We start from the raw sequence: 15,854 nt of genomic DNA, 5'->3' as shown, positions 1-15,854 counted from the left end.
GAGAGACGAAACATGGTACGCAGGTTCACGGATCGGGTCCGGGCGACACTCCGCAGGAAGCCGGCCCTGGTCGAGATGGCGCGACCGTATGTGGTCCGCGTCGACTCACCTCCCGAACTCGGGGGACTCCGCGCCGTGGTCACGGGCGGGTCCGGAGCGATCGGCCGGGCGGTCGCGCTCCGACTGGCCTCGAGCGGGGCGGAAGTCCACGTCCTCGGTCGCACGCCTGCCACGCTCGACGCGGTCGTCGCCGAGGCGCGGGAGCACGGAGGCGCCGCGCATGCCGCGCGCGTCGATCTGCAGGACGATGCGGCCGTGGCGGATTTCTTCGCATCGCTTCCGGCCGTCGACATCCTCGTGAACTGCGCGGGCGGGAGCGCCCGGGGCGAGAGCGCCGCGCTGTGGGATCAGTCGCCGGAGGTCATCGACCGGGTGCTCGCCGTGAACCTGCGCGGGGCGATCTCGTCCGTGCGCGCGGTGGCGCCGAAGATGATCGCGCAGCGGTCGGGTCGCATCATCAGCGTGGGGTCGATCATCGCGAGCGCCGGCAAGGCGCGGTTCGCGGACTACGCCGCGGCCAAAGCCGGCCTCGCCGGCTACATGAGATCCGCGGCGATCGAGTTCGGCCCGTACGGCGTCACGGTCAATCTGGTCTCGCCGGGCATCGTTCCCCGCGGCCGGGTGACGGATGCCGAGTTGGACCGCGTGAAGCGGACCAACGTCCTCGGTGCGATCGGACATGAGGAGGACGTGGCCGAGGCCGTCGGATTCCTGGCGAGTCCTCGCGCACGCTTCATCACCGGTCAGGAGCTGATCGTCGACGGCGGCCGGTCGCTCGGACTGCGCGGAGACTGGTGACTAGAGCTCGCCCGGAGCCATGGCCTGCGCGTCCAGCTCCTCGACGATGTGGCGGGCCCGGCTGACCTCGACGCCCGGCTTGCGCGGCGCGTAGACGACGAGCGAGTGGAACACGAAGCGGACGATGAACGCGACGATCAGCGTGATCGCGGTCGCGATCACTGCAGAGATGTGACCGCCGCTGACCATGATCGCGACGATCGGGATCCGGATCAGCAGCTCGGCGTTGTTGAACGAGAAGGACTTGGCGAATCGCGCCCAGACGCCCGATGCCTCGCCCTTCATGTCCTGGAACACGAAGCGCTCCTGCAGCAGGAAGTTGCCGACGATCGTCACTTCCGACGCGATGATCGCCGCGACGAGGTAGTTGACGCCGACATGCGTGAGGCCCCACACGATCGCGACGTTCGCGATCGCCCCCAGTCCGCCGATCACCGCGAACAGCGACATCTTCCCGAAGCGGAGGGCCGTCAGCTGCGTGAGGAAGTGCACGCCCTGGCGCATCGACGCCTTCGACTCGCCCGCGTGGCGCCCCGCGAAGTCGAACGGCACCTCGGCGATGCGGAGGTTCTTTCGCGCCAGGATCTCGAGGAGGATCTTGAAGCCGCGGGGCCGCAGGGTCGCGGCATCCACGGCACGACGATCGATCAGGAAGAACCCCGTCATCGGGTCGGACACGTCCTTGAGACGGATCGGGAACATCGCCCGCGTGAGCGCGGTCGAGACCTTCGAGACGAGAACGCGAGTGCGGTCGGCCAGGCCGGCCGACGTTCCGTCACCCGCATACCGCGAGGCGACCACGACATCGACGTCACCGCGCGCGAACCGCGCGTAGATGTCCCTGATCTCCTCCGGCGGGTGCTGCAGGTCGCCGTCCATCACGAGGCACGCATCCGACTCCGCCGCCGCGAACCCTTCGAGCACCGCTCCGCCGAGTCCGCCCCTGCGATGGTCGCGGTGGATCAGTCGGACCGGCAGGCCGGCGGATGCCGCGACCTCGCGGATCACATCGGGCGTGGTGTCGGTGCTGTCGTCGACGAAGATGATCTCCGCGTCGATGCCTTCGGTCTCATCGGTGACGCGCCGAACGAGCTCCGCGACGTTGGGAGCCTCGTTGTATGTCGGGACGATGATCGACAGCTGCATAGAGCCTCTATCGTCGCATGCGCGAGCCCCTCGGGCACCCGGCGGTCGCACAGGCTCCATGCCGGAGAATGGAAGCATGACTTCCTCCCCCTCGACCCTGACGGTGTTCGGCGCAGACTGGTGCCGCGACTGCGTCCGCACCAAGAATCAGCTCGCCTCGCTCGGAGTGAGCTACGAGTACGTCGATCTGGAGACCGACCCCGCCGCGGCGGACGTCGCGCGCGAGATCTCGGGCCGCACCAGCATCCCCGTCGTGGTCTACCCGGACGCGTCGCACCACGTCGAGCCGTCCAATGCCGACGTCGAGACCAAGCTTCGCGAGCTGTCGCTGATCTAGTTCGCCCCGCTCACTAGGGTTGACCTCGTGAGCGAAGGCGTCGAGGGCAACACGCGCGCGATCGAAGGGTCGGTCGTCACCGACTTCTCCGACCGCATGAGCTACGGCGGATACCTCGAGCTGAACACGCTCCTGGCGGCGCAGCATCCGCTCAGCTCACCTGAGCATCACGACGAGCTGCTGTTCATCATCCAGCACCAGACCACGGAGCTGTGGCTCAAGCTCGTGCTGCACGAACTGTCCGCCGCGTGCCTCTTCCTCCGCGAGGACCGGCTCGCTCCCGCACTCAAGTGCATCGCGCGGGTCAAGCACATCCAGCGCACGCTCACCGAGCAGTGGTCAGTCCTCGCGACGCTGACACCGGCCGAGTACGCCCAGTTCCGCGGGGTGCTCGGCAACGCCAGCGGATTCCAGTCCGCCCAGTACCGTGCGGTCGAATTCACCCTGGGCAACAAGAACGCTGCGATGCTGCGCGTGTTCGCAACGGATCCGGCCGCGGAGCAGCTGGTGCGGGCGACGCTCGAGGCGCCGAGTCTCTACGACGAGTTCCTGCGGATGCTGGCGCGGGCCGGGTACGCGATTCCCGCCGCAGTGCTGGACCGCGACGTCACCAGGGCCTGGACGTTCACCCCCGAGCTCGTACCGGTCTTCGCTTCGATCTACGCGGACCCGCAGTCGCACTGGGCCGCCTACGAGACCTGCGAGGAGCTCGTGGATCTGGAGGACAACTTCCAGCTCTGGCGGTTCCGCCACCTCAAGACCGTCGACCGGATCATCGGCTTCAAGAAGGGGACCGGCGGCTCGAGCGGTGTGCCGTTCCTGCAGAAGGCGCTCGAGCTCACGTTCTTTCCTGAGCTGTTCGCGGTCAGGACCGAGATCGGAAACTGACGGATGCCGCACCACGATCCGTTCCTCCTGCGGGAGCTGCTGGGCGAGGAAGCCGCCCTCTGCCGTCGTGCACTCACGGGTGAGTCCGGCGTCGCGCTTCCGCCGCTCATCGATCACCACGTGCACCTGCATCTGATCGACGAACGGCGGCTCGGCGCCCACGGCATCGCGGGCGTGCTCGACCTGGGCGGTGATCCGACCGTGCTCGCGCAACGGCCATCAGAGGGCATGCCGCGCGTGGCATACGCCGGCGCATTCCTCACGGCTCCCGGCGGGTATCCGGCCGGGCGGTCGTGGGCCCCCGCCGCGACGGTTCGCGAGATCACCGACGCCTCGGCGCATCCCGGTGTCGCCGGCGGGGCGGCGACCGCCGTCGACGAGCAGGCCACGTTCGGCGCCTCCGTCATCAAGGTCGCCCTCAATGCGCAGGCGGGCCCCGTGCCCGACGATGCGACGCTGACGGCGATCGTCGCCGCGGCGCGCGAGCACGGACTTCCCGTGGTGGTGCATGCGGAGGGCGAAGGCATGACCCGTCGCGCCGTCGATGCCGGTGCCGCGGCGCTCGCGCACACCCCGTTCACCGAGGTCCTCGATCGCGAACTGATCGTCCGAGCCGTGGCCGCCGGACAGCGGTGGATATCGACGCTCGACATCCACCGGGATGATGCGTCGAGCCGCGAGATCGCGGGCGCGAACCTGTCGGCCTTCCTCCGGGCCGGCGGATTGGCGCTGTACGGCACCGATCTCGGCAACGGCGAGCTGCCGATCGGTGTGAACGCCGGTGAACTCGAAGCGCTCCACCTCGCGGGACTTCGCGGTGCGGAGCTGCTCGGCGCGCTGACCGATCCCTGGCCGCGGGCCGAGAGATCGCGCGGCGTCTCGACATTCGTCCCGGGCGCGCCGCCCGCCGACATCAACGCCGTCCCCGCCTGGCTCGCCGGCGCGACGGTCGTCCCGACGGAGGAGCTGATCCACGATGAACACGGTTGACGCCGCGGGCGCCCCGGAGCCGTTCGCATCCCTGGCCGACGAGGCGGCCGCCCTGGATGCCGCCGACCCGCTGGCGGCAGTGCGCGACGAGTTCATCGGAGCGGAGAGCACCCTCGTGTACTTCGACGGCAATTCGCTCGGAAGACCGCTGCACCGCAGCGCAGAGCGACTCGAGCGGTTCGTGCACGAGCAGTGGGGCGGGCGGCTCATCCGCGGCTGGGACGAATCGTGGATGGAGCTGCCGTTCCAGATCGGAGACACGATCGGCCGCTCGGCGATCGGCGCTGCTCCGGGTCAGACCGTGATCGGCGATTCGACGACGGTGCTTCTCTACAAGCTGATCCGAGCCGCGTTCGACGCGCAGCACGCCTCCGATCCCGCTCGCGTCGAGATCGTCGTCGACACCGACAACTTCCCCACCGACCGCTACCTCGTCGAGGGCATCGCGACGGAACGCGGCGGGCGCGTGCGCTGGATCGATGTCGATCGCGCGTCCGGCGTCACCGCCGAAGCGCTGCACGCCGCGGTCGGTCCGCAGACCGCAGTGGTGGTGCTCAGTCAGATCGCGTACCGCTCCGGCTACCTCGCCGATGCCCCTGCGCTCACCCGCATCGCCCACGAGGCGGGCGCGCTCATCCTGTGGGACCTGTGCCATTCGGCGGGATCGGTCGCGATCGAGGCCGACGCCTGGGGATTCGATCTCGCCGTCGGATGCACGTACAAGTACCTCAACGGCGGGCCCGGGTCTCCCGCGTTCGCCTATGTCGCAGGTCGGCACCAGGCATCGCTCGCACAGCCGATCCAGGGATGGATGGGAAACGCCGACGTCTTCGCAATGGGGCCCGAATACGTGCCGAGTCCGGGCATGCGGCGCTTCCTCTCCGGCACGCCGCCGATCGTCGGGATGCTGGCACTGCAGGACACGCTCGCCCTGATCGAGGATGTCGGAATCGACGCGATCCGGACGAAATCGATCGCCCTCACCGAGTTCTCGATCCGCCTCGCCGACGAACTGCTCGCCGGGCTCGGGGTCACCGTGGCGTCGCCCCGCGACGCGGCCGAACGCGGCGGACACGTCACGCTGCAGCATCCGTCCATGCGCGCCGTGACGGCGACACTGTGGGCCCAGGACGTCATTCCGGACTACCGCGATCCGGGCGGTCTGCGCATCGGGCTGTCGCCGCTGTCGACGAGCTTCGCCGAGACGCTCGCCGGCATGATCGCCGTGCGCGACGCCGTGACGGCCGCCGGACGCCCGTGACTACACTGGCGCGATGAGCACCGACGTTCCCGACGCCGGCGCGCCGTCGGCGTACACGGCCGCGCGCCCGGACCGCCTCTCCGCGGGCACGATCGCACGCTACGCCACCGGCTCGGTGGGCACCGGCGGCTTCGCGACGCTCCCGGGCCTGGTGCTCACCTACTACCTGACCGACTCGCTCGGAGTCGCGGCCCTCGCGGCCGGCGCCGTCATCACGACGGCCAAGATCTGGGACGTCGTGATCGACCCCGTGATCGGCGCACTGACCGATCGCGACCTCGCCCGCCACGGCACACGCCGGCGTCTCATGCTGATCGGAGCATGTTCGATCCCCGTGCTGTTCGCGCTGACGTTCGCCGTGCCGCCGGCCCTCGGCGCCGTGGTCGGCGCGATCTGGGTGCTCATCGCATTCCTGCTCACCGCCACGGCGTTCAGCCTCTTCCAGGTGCCGTACATCGCGCTGCCCGCCGAACTCACCCCGGGCTACGACGAGCGCACCCGCCTGCTGACCTGGCGGGTGGTGGTGCTCACGTTCTCGATCCTCCTGTTCGGTGCGGGCGGCCCGGCGCTGCGGGGCGTGACGGGCGATCCGACCACCGGGTACCTGATCATGGGGGTGGTCTCCGGCGTCGTGATCGCGGGAGGGATGCTGGTGGCCACGACGGTCGCCCGCCGCCCGGTGACCGCGACCGGAGCCCCGCTTCCCGCCCCCGCACTCGCGGCGCCGGCGCGTGTGCCGATCCGCGAGCACTATGCGGCCGGCATCCGCTCGCTGCGCCGCAGCGCGCCGTTCCGGGCGCTGCTGTCGACGTTCGTGCTGCAGGCGCTCGCGACCGGGCTCATGCTGGCCGGTGCGCAGTACGTCGCAACCTGGGTGATGCACTCCGAGGACGCAGTCCAGCTGCTGTTCATCGCACTGATCGCCCCCGCCCTGTTCGCCGCCCCCGGGTGGGGATTGGTCTCGCGACGCCTCGGCAAGGAGCGCACGTTCGCGATCGCAGGTGCGGTCTTCGCCGTGGCGGCGCTGACGATCGTCTTCGCGCTGTGGGTGCCGGGCGAATGGATCTACGCTCCGGTCGCCGTCGCCGGCATCGCGTACGCCGGCATGCAGGCGCTGCCGATGGCGATGCTTCCGGATGTCATCTCGCACGACGAGGTCGCGTCGGGTCCGGGGCAGGCGGGCGCCTTCAGCGGCGTGTGGACCGCGGGCGAGACGATCGGATTCGCCCTCGGCGCCTCCGTGCTCACGATCATCCTCGCCCTGACCGGGTACGTCTCCTCCACCGCCGGAGCGAGCGTGACGCAGCCGGATGCCGCGATCTCCGGCATCGTGATCAGCTTCAGCGTCGTGCCCGCAGCGCTCATCGGCCTCAGCCTGCTCACGCTCTCCCGCTACCGCCTGCGCCGCGCCGACATCGACGGGGCCGCTCTGCTGCGGTGACATCCAGGCGCACACAGGATGGCACTGGGTTCCGGACGTAAGCTGGAGCTCCCCGCCCGAAGGAGAGCGCAGTGACGCCCACCGCGAAGTCAGCCACCCTCGCAGCCGAGCCCGCCGCGAGAGGGGCGGCGACGGCCGGCGCCCTGCCGGCGGCCGACCGCGAACGGCTCGACGCGGCGATCGCAGACCTGGGCACCGGGTCGCGATCGTGGTCGCACCTGACGCTGAGCCAGCGCGCCCGGCTCCTGGAACGCCTGCACGCCACGACGGCGGCCAACGCCGAGGAATGGGCCGACGTCGCCTCCCTCTCCAAGGGACTCGAGCCGGGGCACCCGCTCCGAGGCGAGGAGTGGCTGGCCGGTCCCTACGCGACGCTCGTCGCGCTCGCCGCGTACCGGGAGAGCCTGGAGGCCCTCGCAAAGGGCGCGAGCCCGCTCGACGGCGTCACGACGGACGCCGCACCCGGTGGCCGCATCCGCGCGCACACCTTCCCCCTCCATGCGATGGACGGACTGCTGCTCTCGGGCTACACCGGTGAGGTCTGGTTCGAGCCCGGCGTGACCGCCGAACAGGCGCGTGCCTCCGCCGGGCTGGGTCAGCTGCACCCGACGATCAGCGGCGGAGTCGGACTCGTCCTGGGCGCGGGCAACGTGACCTCCATCCCGGTCCTGGACGTCCTGTACGAGCTGCTCGCCCACAATCGCGTCGCGATCCTCAAGGTGAACCCGACCCAGGACTCACTCGTCCCCGTCTACGAGCGGGCGCTCGCGCCGCTCATCGAGCCCGGATTCCTGCGCATCGTGCGCGGCGGCGGCGAGGTCGGCGCCTACCTCACCGGTCACGCCGCCATCGACCACGTCCACATCACCGGTGCAGCTCCGACGTTCGACGCGATCGTGTGGGGCAGCGGGGCCGCCGCGACCAGACGGCGCCGTGACGGTCGTCCGCAGCTGAAGAAGCCCATCACGGCAGAGCTCGGCGGCGTCTCGCCCATCATCGTGGTGCCCGGACGGTGGACGGATGCCGACCTGCGCTATCAGACCGAGCACATCGCGACGATGCGCCTGCAGAACAGCGGACACAACTGCATCGCCGGGCAGGTCGTGATCATCAGCGCCGACTGGCCCCAGCGCGTGGAGTTCCTCGCCGCCCTGCGCGAGTCCTTCGGCAAGGCTCCGGCCCGACCGGTCTGGTACCCGCGCAGCGACGAGAAGCTCGAGTCGGCGGCATCCAGCTATCCGGATGCCACCCGCAGCGGGGACGGCACCCGACTCCTGATCGAGGTCGCACCGGGCGACGATGCGACCGCGCTCGAGACGACCGAGTACTTCGCCCCGGTGCTCGGCGTCGTCGAACTCGGCGGCAACGGACAGGAGTTCCTCGACGCCGCCGTCGCGCACGCGAACGACAGGCTCGTGGGCACCCTGGGTGCGAACGTGCTCATCGACCCCGAGACACAGGCGGCGCTCGGCGATGGATTCGAGCGGGCGATCGCCGACCTGCGCTACGGCGCCATCTCGGTCAACTCGTGGACGGCCTTCGCGTTCCTCACCCCCACCCTCACCTGGGGCGGCTATCCGGGAGGCACGCTGGACGAGGTGGTCAGCGGCATCGGCGTCGTGCACAACGCGCTGCTGCTCGACCGCGTCGAGCGCTCCCTTACACGTGGTCCCTTCCGGCCGTTCCCGCGATCGATCCCGCGGATCCTGCGGACCCGGAGCCTGTCGAAGGGCTCCGTCCTGCCGAAGCCGCCGTGGTTCGTCGACTCGCGCACCGGCGCGACGGTGAGCGAGGGGTTCACGCGCTATCGCATGGACGGCAACCTGGCCCGCCTGGTGGGGACGCTCGTGCAGGCCTACCGCGCATGAGCGCGGCGCCTTCACGTGCGGGCAGCGATCTCGGTGCCGACTACATCGTCGTCGGCGCGGGCTCGTCGGGCGCCGCACTCGCGGCGCGACTGAGCGAGGACCCGAACGTCGAGGTGCTGCTGCTCGAAGCCGGCGGCCCCGACTCCGCGCTCCCGCTGCACGTGCCCGCAGCCTTCTCGAAGCTCTTCCGCGGCGAATACGACTGGAACTACGACACCGTGCCGCAGCCCGCCCTCGAGAACCGCACGATCTACTGGCCGCGCGGGAAGACACTCGGCGGTTCGTCCTCGCTCAACGCGATGATGTGGATCCGCGGGTTCGCCGCAGATTACGACGACTGGGCGGACGCGGCGGGCGAGCGCTGGTCGTGGGATGGGCTGGTGCCCTACTTCCAGCGGGTCGAGCGCACACAGGACGCGATGGACCCGACGCAGGGAACCGACGGCGCCCAGGCCGTCGAGCATCAACGCGATCCTCGACCGCACACCGCCGCGTTCCTCGAGGCGGCCGCCGAGGCCGGCCACGCGGTCACTCCCCCGAACCTCCCCGAGGGCCAGGGATTCTCGCAGACGATGGTCTCCCAGCATCGGGGTGCTCGCGCGTCCACGGCGGACTCCTATCTGCGTCCCGCTCGGCGTCGCCGCAATCTGCGTGTGCTGACGGGTGCGTTCGTGCGGCGGGTCACGTTCGACCATTCGACGGCTTCAGCAGCCGATGACCTGCCGCGTGCGACCGGCGTCTACGTGGAGATCGACGGCATCACCCGCCATGCTCTCGCGCGGCGCGAGGTCATCCTCGCCGGCGGCGCCGTCAACACCCCTCAGCTCCTGATGCTCTCGGGCATCGGCCCGGCCGACCACCTGGCCCAGCACGGCATCCCCGTCATCGTGGACAGTCCCGAAGTGGGCGCCAACCTGCAGGATCACCTCGTCGCCGGCCTCGCACCCGCCGCCCACGGCGGCACGCTCTACGGCGCCGAGCGCGTCGCGGAGCTCGCTCGCTACCTCACCGCTCGCAAGGGGATGCTGACCTCGAACGTCGGGGAGGCGTACGGGTTCGTGCGCACCGAGGTCGCCGACCGCGCGGGTATGGCCGACGCGCTGCCCGACATCGAGATCATCTTCGCCTCCGTCCCCTATGTGGGCGAGGGCCTCATCGCCACGCCGGCCGAAGGGGTCACGGTGGGCGCGATCCTCCTGCGACCTCACAGCCGAGGCACGATCCGCCTGCGCTCGGCCGATCCGGCCGACAAGCCCGAGATCGATCCGAGGTATCTCAGCGATCCCGGAGGGCTCGACGAGGCGACGATGCTCGCCGGTCTCGCCGAGTGCGAACGCCTCGTCGCGACCGACGCGCTGCGCGCCGTCACCACGAGCGGGTGGGTGCAGCCCGAGGGCGGCGAGGACATGACGCCGGGCGAGCGTGCCGAGCTGTCGCTGCGCCGCTATTCGCACACGCTCTACCATCCGGTGGGCACCGCGCGAATGGGGTCGGATGCCGCATCCGTCGTCGACCCCGAGCTGCGCGTCCGCGGGGTCCGCGGCCTGCGGGTGGCGGATGCGTCGATCATCCCGACGCTCATCCGCGGCCACACGAACGCCCCGGCCATCGTGGTCGGAGAGGTCGCCGCGGACCTCGTGCGCGGTCGCTAGCGCGCCGGTCGTCAGTTCGCGAAGCGGTCGGTCGCCGCGACCAGCGCCGCGGCGATTCCCGGCTCGCTCGCCGAGTGACCCGCGTCGTCCACGACGATCAGCTCGGCCTCGCCCCAGGTGCGGTGCAGGTCCCACGCGGTCATGATGGGGGTGCAGATGTCGTATCGCCCCTGCACGATCACCGCCGGGATGCCGCGCAGGTTGGGCGCGTCGTCGATGAGCTGCTGCTCGCGGAACCAGCCGTCGTGCAGGAAGAAGTGATTCTCGATGCGAGCGAACGCCGTGGCGGCTGCGGGCTCGGTCATGCCGGCGACCAGGTCCCGGTCCGGGCGCAGCGTCAGCGTGGAGGCCTCCCACCGAGACCAGGCGACCGCGGCGGGCACGTGGACCGCCGGATCCGGGTCGCTGAGGCGACGGTGGTACGCCTCGATCATGCGCGACCGCTCCAGCACCGGGATCGGTGCGATGAACTCCTCCCAGAGCTCGGGGAAGATCGCCGACGCACCGCCCTCGTAGAACCACTCCAGCTCGTGGCGGCGGAGGGTGAAGATGCCCCGGAGCACGAGCTCGGTGACCGATCCGGGGTGGGTCTCGGCGTAGGCGAGCGCGAGAGCGCTGCCCCACGATCCGCCGAAGACCTGCCAGCGATCGATGCCGAGGTTGCGCCGAAGCAGTTCCATGTCGGCGACCAGGTGCCAGGTGGTGTTGAACCGCATGTCGGCGTGCGGTTCGCTCGCGTGAGGCGTGCTGCGACCGCACCCGCGCTGGTCGAACAGCACGATCCGGTACTTCTCCGGGTCGAAGAACCGTCGGTGCCAGGCGGACGTGCCCGCGCCGGGACCGCCGTGGAGGAAGACGACGGGCTTGCCCTCCGGGTTGCCGCTCTGCTCCCAGTAGATGCGGTGGCCGTCGCCGACCAGCAGCATCCCGGACTCGTACGGTTCGATCTCCGGGTAGAGGCAGTCGAGCTCACCCGGATCGCTCATAGGCTGCTCCCGGGGACGGCGAACGTGTCGCATGCCGTGGCACCCTGCTCGAGGCCCGTGGTGAACCAGCGAGCCCGCTGCTCGCTCGAGCCGTGCGTCCAGCTCTCGGGATTGACCGCACCGCCGGACTCCTGCTGGATGTGGTCGTCGCCGACGGTCTGGGCGGCGTTGAGCGCGTCATTGATCTGCTGGGGCGTGGGCGCCTGGAGGTACGGCACCCCGTTCTCGTCGAGCGTCTGCGAGGCGGCGGCGACCCAGGCGCCGGCGAAGCAGTCCGCCTGCAGCTCGGTGCGGACTCCATTGCTGTCCTCGCCGGTGCCGTTGTTCGGGTACTGCTCCATGACGCCGATGAGGTTCTGGACGTGGTGGCCGTACTCGTGGGCGAGCACGTACAGCTGGGCGAGCGGGCCGGCGGTCGCGTCGAACTGCTCACGCAGGAGCGCGAAGAACGTGGGGTCGATGTACACCGTCTGCTCCGGGGGGCAGTAGAAGGGTCCGGTCGCGTTGGACGCAGTTCCGCACTGGGTGCTCGTGGAACCGTCGACGATGATGAGCGTCGGCTCGGTGTACCCCTGGACCGTCTCGGACCAGTACTGGTTGATCGAGAGGGATGCCGCGGCCAGACGGCAGTCGTCGCTGGCGTTCGCGTCGGCGCCGGTTTCGCAGTTCGCGATCTCGCTGCCGGTGTCGTTCGGGTTCGGCACTCCGCCCCCGCCGAGGAGCCCGGAGATGTCGGTGCCGGTGAACAGCTGGAACAGCAGGACGGCGAGCGCTCCGAGCCCGGCGATGCCTCCGCCGGCTACGGCGATACCGCCCCCGCGACGACGAGCGGTGTTGCCGCCGACGCTCGCGTTGTCGTTGAAAGTCATGCGTTCACGGTACCCGTGTCGGTGTGGACAGACGGGGACATTCCCTCTGCCCGCCGCGGATTGCTATGCTCGTCCGCCCCGTCTGTCGCCCACGCCGGGTTCCGGGCACCGCCGCGGGCCGAAGACCGGCGCTCCGTCGTCGTGGGGCGCGGAATAGGCTCTGGTCATGGCAGGCACTCAGCGGCAATCCGATCCGCACCCTCCGGCGGCTCGGGAACGACCGACGACCGTCACGATCACCGGCGCAGGCGGACAGATCGGCTACGCGCTGCTGTTCCGCATCGCCGCGGGAGAGATGCTCGGACCCGACCGCCCGGTCCGACTGAAGCTGCTCGAGATCCCGCAGGGCGTTCGCAGCGCCGAAGGCGCCGCCCTCGAGCTGCAGGACTGCGCGTTCCCCCTCCTCCGTGAGGTCGACGTGACCGACGACCCGCTCGCGGCGTTCGACGGGTGCAGCATCGCCATGCTGGTCGGCGCCCGCCCACGCGGGCCGGGCATGGAGCGAGCCGACCTGCTGGCCGCCAACGCCGGGATCTTCGGCCCGCAGGGCGCGGCGATCAACGCCGCCGCCGCCGACGACATCCGAGTCGTCGCCGTCGGCAACCCCGCCAATACGAACGCGCTCATCGCGGCGGCATCCGCCCCGGACGTGCCGGCGGACCGGTTCACCGCACTGACGCGGCTGGATCACAACCGGGCGATCGGCCAGCTGAGCGAAGCACTCGCCGTGCTGCCCGACGAGATCAGCGGACTTGCGATCTGGGGCAATCACTCCGCGTCGCAGTTCCCGGACGTGTCACACGCTCGCGTGCGGGACGAACCCGTGATCGACGCGCTCGCCGCTCGCCTCGGCGACCGCGCGGCGGCGGACGCCTGGCTCGACGAGGTCTTCATCCCTCGCGTCGCCAAGCGCGGAGCGGAGATCATCGAGGTGCGCGGGTCGTCCTCCGTCGCGTCCGCGGCCAACGCCGCGATCGAGCATGTGCGCGACGAGCAAGCCGGCACCGCCTGGACATCCGCCGCGGTCGTCTCGCGCGGCGAGTACGGCGTTCCGGAGGGCCTCGTCAGCTCCTTCCCGGTGTACTCCGACGGCGCGGGATACCGCGTGGTGGAGGGCCTCCCGCTCGACGCTCGCGCGCGCGAACGCATCGACGTCTCCGTGGCCGAGCTCGTCGCCGAGCGCGACGCCGTCCGCGCGCTCGGGGTGCTGTAGCCGCGATGGAGGCGCTCGTCGTCGCGGTGGTCGGGGTGGTCGTGATCGCCTTGGCGACTGCGCTGGCCCCGAAGGTCGGCATCGCCGGGCCGCTTGCGCTCGTCGCGATCGGCATCGGGGTGAGCCTGCTCCCGTTCTTCCCCGCGTTCGAGGTGGATCCGGAGATCATCCTGGTGGGAGTGCTGCCGCCGCTGCTCTACTCATCGGCGGTGTCGCTGCCGGCGATCGAATTCCGCAGGGACTTCCGGCCGATCGCCGGCCTGTCGATCCTGCTCGTGCTCGTGAGCACGGCGGCCCTCGCGCTGTTCTTCGTGCTCGTGATCCCGGGGATCGACCTGTACCTGGCGATCGCCCTCGGCGCGCTGCTGAGTCCGACGGATGCCGTGGCCACCTCGATCGTGAAGAAGCTCGGCATCTCGCCTCGGGTGGTCACGATGCTCGAGGGCGAGAGCCTGCTCAACGACGCGACCTCGCTCGTGCTGCTGCGCACCGCGATCGCCGCGATCGCCGTCGGAAGCGTGCCCGTGGGCGGCGCCCTGTGGGCGTTCGTGTGGGGGGTCGTCATCGCGGTGGTGATCGGCGCGCTCGTCGGGCTGCTCGCGCTGCGCGTTCGCACCTGGGTCGGGCACTCGGCTGCGAACACGGCGCTGAGCTTCGTGGTGCCGTTCGTGGCATACCTGCCGACGGAGCAGCTCGGCGGATCGGGGCTCGTCGCTGCCGTCGTCGCCGGAATCGTCACAGGGCAGGGCGCCGCGCGCTGGTTCACGCCGGAGCAGCGACTGTCGGACGAGCTGAACTGGCGCACCGTCGAACTCATGCTGGAGGGGGCCGTCTTCCTCGTGATGGGCCTCCAGCTCAAGGAGATCGTCCGCGCCAACATCGAGGACCACGAAGGTCTCTGGCACGGCGCGTGGCTCGCGGGTGCCGCGATCGGGATCATCCTGATCGTCCGCGCAGCCTATGTCAGCGTCCTCGTCTCCTCCCAGGGCAGGCGAGCCCGACGTTTCAACCGGGAGCATCTGGAGAGCTTCAACACCCGCATCGACGAGATCGAGGCGCGGGGTTCGGAACCGCGAGCCGACGGCAGAGGGCGCGGGTCGGCATCCCCCGAGCGGCGCGAGAAGCGGCTGCAGCAGATGCGGACCCGCGTTTCACGCACACTCGCCGACCTCGACTACTACCAGGCGTCTCCGCTGGGCTGGCGGCACGGCACGGTGATCGTGTGGGCCGGAATGCGCGGTGTCGTGACCCTGGCGGCCGCCCAGACGCTGCCGCAGGGTCCGATCCAGGCGCTGCTGGTCTTCGTCGCTTTCCTCGTGGCCGTCGGCAGCCTGATGCTGCAGGGCTTCACCCTGCCGTGGGTCGTGCGGTGGCTCGGACTCGAAGGGTCGGGCGGCTCAGGCCCGTCGGCCGAGGAGCAGAAGCGGCTGGACGAGGAGATGCGCATGGCCGCGGCATCCAGTCTCACCGGGGGCGCGCTGACCAGGCGGGACGGCACCGCGTTCTCGAGCGAGATGGTCGACGTCGTCGGATCCCGCATGACGCAGCCGCCGGATGACGACATGACCGCGTACGGCCACGAGATGCTCGAGCTTCGGCTCGCCATGATCGGCGTCATGCGGGTGAGGCTGAATGCCCTCTCACGCGATGGCGCGTTCAGCACTGCGGCGCTGCGGCACGCGCTCGCCGAGCTCGATGCCGACCAGCTCAGCCTCGAACTCCGGCTCGATGACGAGCTGTGACCGGGCGGGCGGGCATCCGGTATCGGGAATGGTCGCCTCCGGGTGAGAATGGACGAATGAGCGAGACGACGGATGCCGCGGTGACGCGCTCAGCCGCGCTCGACGCCGACCCGCACAGCCAGACGAGCCCCCTGCACCTGCCCCACCAGGCCGCCGACTGCCCGAAGTGCTTCACCGAGCTGCAGCAGGATCGCGACTGGTGGCTGGCGCGCCCGGCCGGCTCCCGTCTGGTCGGACTGGTGATCTCGCGGGATGACATGCCGAGCGTGACCGAGCAGCGCGACGAGCTGACCCGCTTCGGCGTGCCGATCGAGGGGTTCCGGCATCCCGCACCCGAGACGCTCGAGTCGTGGGAGGAACGGCTCGTCCGGCTGTTCGGCACCCTTCGCACCGGCGACGTGCTCGTCGTCGCGACCGTGCACGCACTCGGCCGCGACATCGACGAGGAGACCCGGACGGTCGCCGAGCTGCACCGACGAGGTGTGGTCGTGAAGGTGCTCGGCCACGGCGGGCGCCACCTGTTCGACGCCGGACGCTGAGCGCGCGCTGGGGGACTCGCTGAGCTCGCGGCGATTGGTGCGTGCGCGAATCCGCTTGCAACTC

The 15,854-nt window shown here is 70.4% G+C and carries 14 protein-coding genes; 11 read left to right on the top strand and 3 right to left on the bottom strand.

The window, feature by feature from the left end; translation table 11 throughout:
• The first annotated feature begins 12 nt into the window (after positions 1-12).
• Positions 13-858, top strand: a complete 846-nt coding sequence (locus BM349_RS02230) for an SDR family NAD(P)-dependent oxidoreductase (RefSeq protein WP_091702094.1) — start codon at positions 13-15, stop codon at positions 856-858.
• On the opposite strand, the gene BM349_RS02225 is transcribed toward BM349_RS02230, so the two are convergent.
• Positions 859-2,004, bottom strand: a complete 1,146-nt coding sequence (locus BM349_RS02225) for a glycosyltransferase (protein WP_091702089.1) — start codon at positions 2,002-2,004, stop codon at positions 859-861.
• Positions 2,005-2,080: 76 nt separating this feature from the next.
• Between BM349_RS02225 and BM349_RS02220 the strand changes: the two genes are divergently transcribed.
• The 7 genes from BM349_RS02220 (at position 2,081) to BM349_RS02190 (ending at position 10,441) form a co-directional block, all read left to right on the top strand.
• The gene (locus BM349_RS02220) at positions 2,081-2,341 is read left to right on the top strand and encodes a glutaredoxin family protein (RefSeq protein ID WP_091702084.1); all 261 of its coding nucleotides are present in this window, start codon (positions 2,081-2,083) and stop codon (positions 2,339-2,341) included.
• A gap of 27 nt (positions 2,342-2,368) precedes the next feature.
• Positions 2,369-3,229, top strand: a complete 861-nt coding sequence (kynA, locus tag BM349_RS02215; RefSeq protein WP_091702080.1) for a tryptophan 2,3-dioxygenase — start codon at positions 2,369-2,371, stop codon at positions 3,227-3,229.
• 3 nt (positions 3,230-3,232) lie between these two features.
• Positions 3,233-4,219 carry an amidohydrolase family protein gene (locus tag BM349_RS02210; protein WP_091702077.1) on the top strand — a complete coding sequence of 329 codons (987 nt, stop codon included), beginning with the start codon at positions 3,233-3,235 and terminating at the stop codon, positions 4,217-4,219.
• Complete coding sequence (locus BM349_RS02205; protein ID WP_091702073.1) at positions 4,206-5,480, top strand: kynureninase; 1,275 nt, start codon at positions 4,206-4,208, stop codon at positions 5,478-5,480. The genes BM349_RS02210 and BM349_RS02205 overlap by 14 nt, the downstream gene beginning before the upstream one ends.
• A 13-nt stretch (positions 5,481-5,493) precedes the next feature.
• A complete protein-coding gene (locus BM349_RS02200) occupies positions 5,494-6,921 on the top strand; it encodes an MFS transporter (protein ID WP_091702069.1) in 1,428 nt (475 codons plus the stop codon).
• A 143-nt stretch (positions 6,922-7,064) separates the two neighbouring features.
• Positions 7,065-8,789 (top strand): aldehyde dehydrogenase family protein, encoded by a 1,725-nt coding sequence (locus BM349_RS02195; protein WP_091704761.1) that lies wholly within the window; start codon positions 7,065-7,067, stop codon positions 8,787-8,789.
• A complete protein-coding gene (locus tag BM349_RS02190; RefSeq protein ID WP_091702065.1) occupies positions 8,786-10,441 on the top strand; it encodes a GMC family oxidoreductase in 1,656 nt (551 codons plus the stop codon). The genes BM349_RS02195 and BM349_RS02190 overlap by 4 nt, the downstream gene beginning before the upstream one ends.
• Positions 10,442-10,452: 11 nt before the next feature.
• Here the strand turns inward: BM349_RS02190 and pip are convergent, their stop codons facing one another.
• Positions 10,453-11,427 carry a prolyl aminopeptidase gene (gene pip / locus BM349_RS02185; protein ID WP_091702060.1) on the bottom strand — a complete coding sequence of 325 codons (975 nt, stop codon included), beginning with the start codon at positions 11,425-11,427 and terminating at the stop codon, positions 10,453-10,455.
• Entirely contained in the window at positions 11,424-12,296 is an 873-nt protein-coding gene (locus BM349_RS02180) for a KPN_02809 family neutral zinc metallopeptidase (protein WP_091702056.1), read from the bottom strand. The genes pip and BM349_RS02180 overlap by 4 nt, the downstream gene beginning before the upstream one ends.
• 166 nt (positions 12,297-12,462) lie before the next feature.
• Here BM349_RS02180 and BM349_RS02175 point away from each other — a divergent pair, with 166 nt between their 5' ends.
• The 3 genes from BM349_RS02175 to BM349_RS02165 are packed head-to-tail and all read left to right on the top strand — an operon-like array spanning position 12,463 to position 15,790.
• Positions 12,463-13,509, top strand: coding sequence for a malate dehydrogenase (locus BM349_RS02175; protein ID WP_091702051.1), 1,047 nt, complete (start codon positions 12,463-12,465; stop codon positions 13,507-13,509).
• Positions 13,510-13,514: 5 nt separating this feature from the next.
• The gene (locus tag BM349_RS02170) at positions 13,515-15,251 is read left to right on the top strand and encodes a cation:proton antiporter (protein ID WP_091702047.1); all 1,737 of its coding nucleotides are present in this window, start codon (positions 13,515-13,517) and stop codon (positions 15,249-15,251) included.
• A 56-nt stretch (positions 15,252-15,307) separates the two neighbouring features.
• Positions 15,308-15,790 carry a recombinase family protein gene (locus BM349_RS02165; protein ID WP_091702043.1) on the top strand — a complete coding sequence of 161 codons (483 nt, stop codon included), beginning with the start codon at positions 15,308-15,310 and terminating at the stop codon, positions 15,788-15,790.
• Positions 15,791-15,854: the final 64 nt, after the last annotated feature.

This window comes from Microbacterium sp. cf046, from assembly GCF_900114345.1.
Taxonomy (GTDB): Bacteria; Actinomycetota; Actinomycetes; order Actinomycetales; family Microbacteriaceae; genus Microbacterium.
This window is presented reverse-complemented; position numbering and strand designations above follow the sequence as displayed.

Bases quoted from the DNA above. Each gene is read 5' to 3' on its own strand.
- BM349_RS02230 (WP_091702094.1), top strand. From the start codon at position 13: ATGGTACGCAGGTTCACGGATCGGGTCCGGGCGACACTCCGCAGGAAG.
- BM349_RS02225 (WP_091702089.1), bottom strand. From the start codon at position 2,004: ATGCAGCTGTCGATCATCGTCCCGACATACAACGAGGCTCCCAACGTC.
- BM349_RS02220 (WP_091702084.1), top strand. From the start codon at position 2,081: ATGACTTCCTCCCCCTCGACCCTGACGGTGTTCGGCGCAGACTGGTGC.
- BM349_RS02210 (WP_091702077.1), top strand. From the start codon at position 3,233: ATGCCGCACCACGATCCGTTCCTCCTGCGGGAGCTGCTGGGCGAGGAA.
- BM349_RS02205 (WP_091702073.1), top strand. From the start codon at position 4,206: ATGAACACGGTTGACGCCGCGGGCGCCCCGGAGCCGTTCGCATCCCTG.
- BM349_RS02200 (WP_091702069.1), top strand. From the start codon at position 5,494: ATGAGCACCGACGTTCCCGACGCCGGCGCGCCGTCGGCGTACACGGCC.
- BM349_RS02190 (WP_091702065.1), top strand. From the start codon at position 8,786: ATGAGCGCGGCGCCTTCACGTGCGGGCAGCGATCTCGGTGCCGACTAC.
- pip (WP_091702060.1), bottom strand. From the start codon at position 11,427: ATGAGCGATCCGGGTGAGCTCGACTGCCTCTACCCGGAGATCGAACCG.
- BM349_RS02180 (WP_091702056.1), bottom strand. From the start codon at position 12,296: ATGACTTTCAACGACAACGCGAGCGTCGGCGGCAACACCGCTCGTCGT.
- BM349_RS02175 (WP_091702051.1), top strand. From the start codon at position 12,463: ATGGCAGGCACTCAGCGGCAATCCGATCCGCACCCTCCGGCGGCTCGG.
- BM349_RS02170 (WP_091702047.1), top strand. From the start codon at position 13,515: ATGGAGGCGCTCGTCGTCGCGGTGGTCGGGGTGGTCGTGATCGCCTTG.
- BM349_RS02165 (WP_091702043.1), top strand. From the start codon at position 15,308: ATGAGCGAGACGACGGATGCCGCGGTGACGCGCTCAGCCGCGCTCGAC.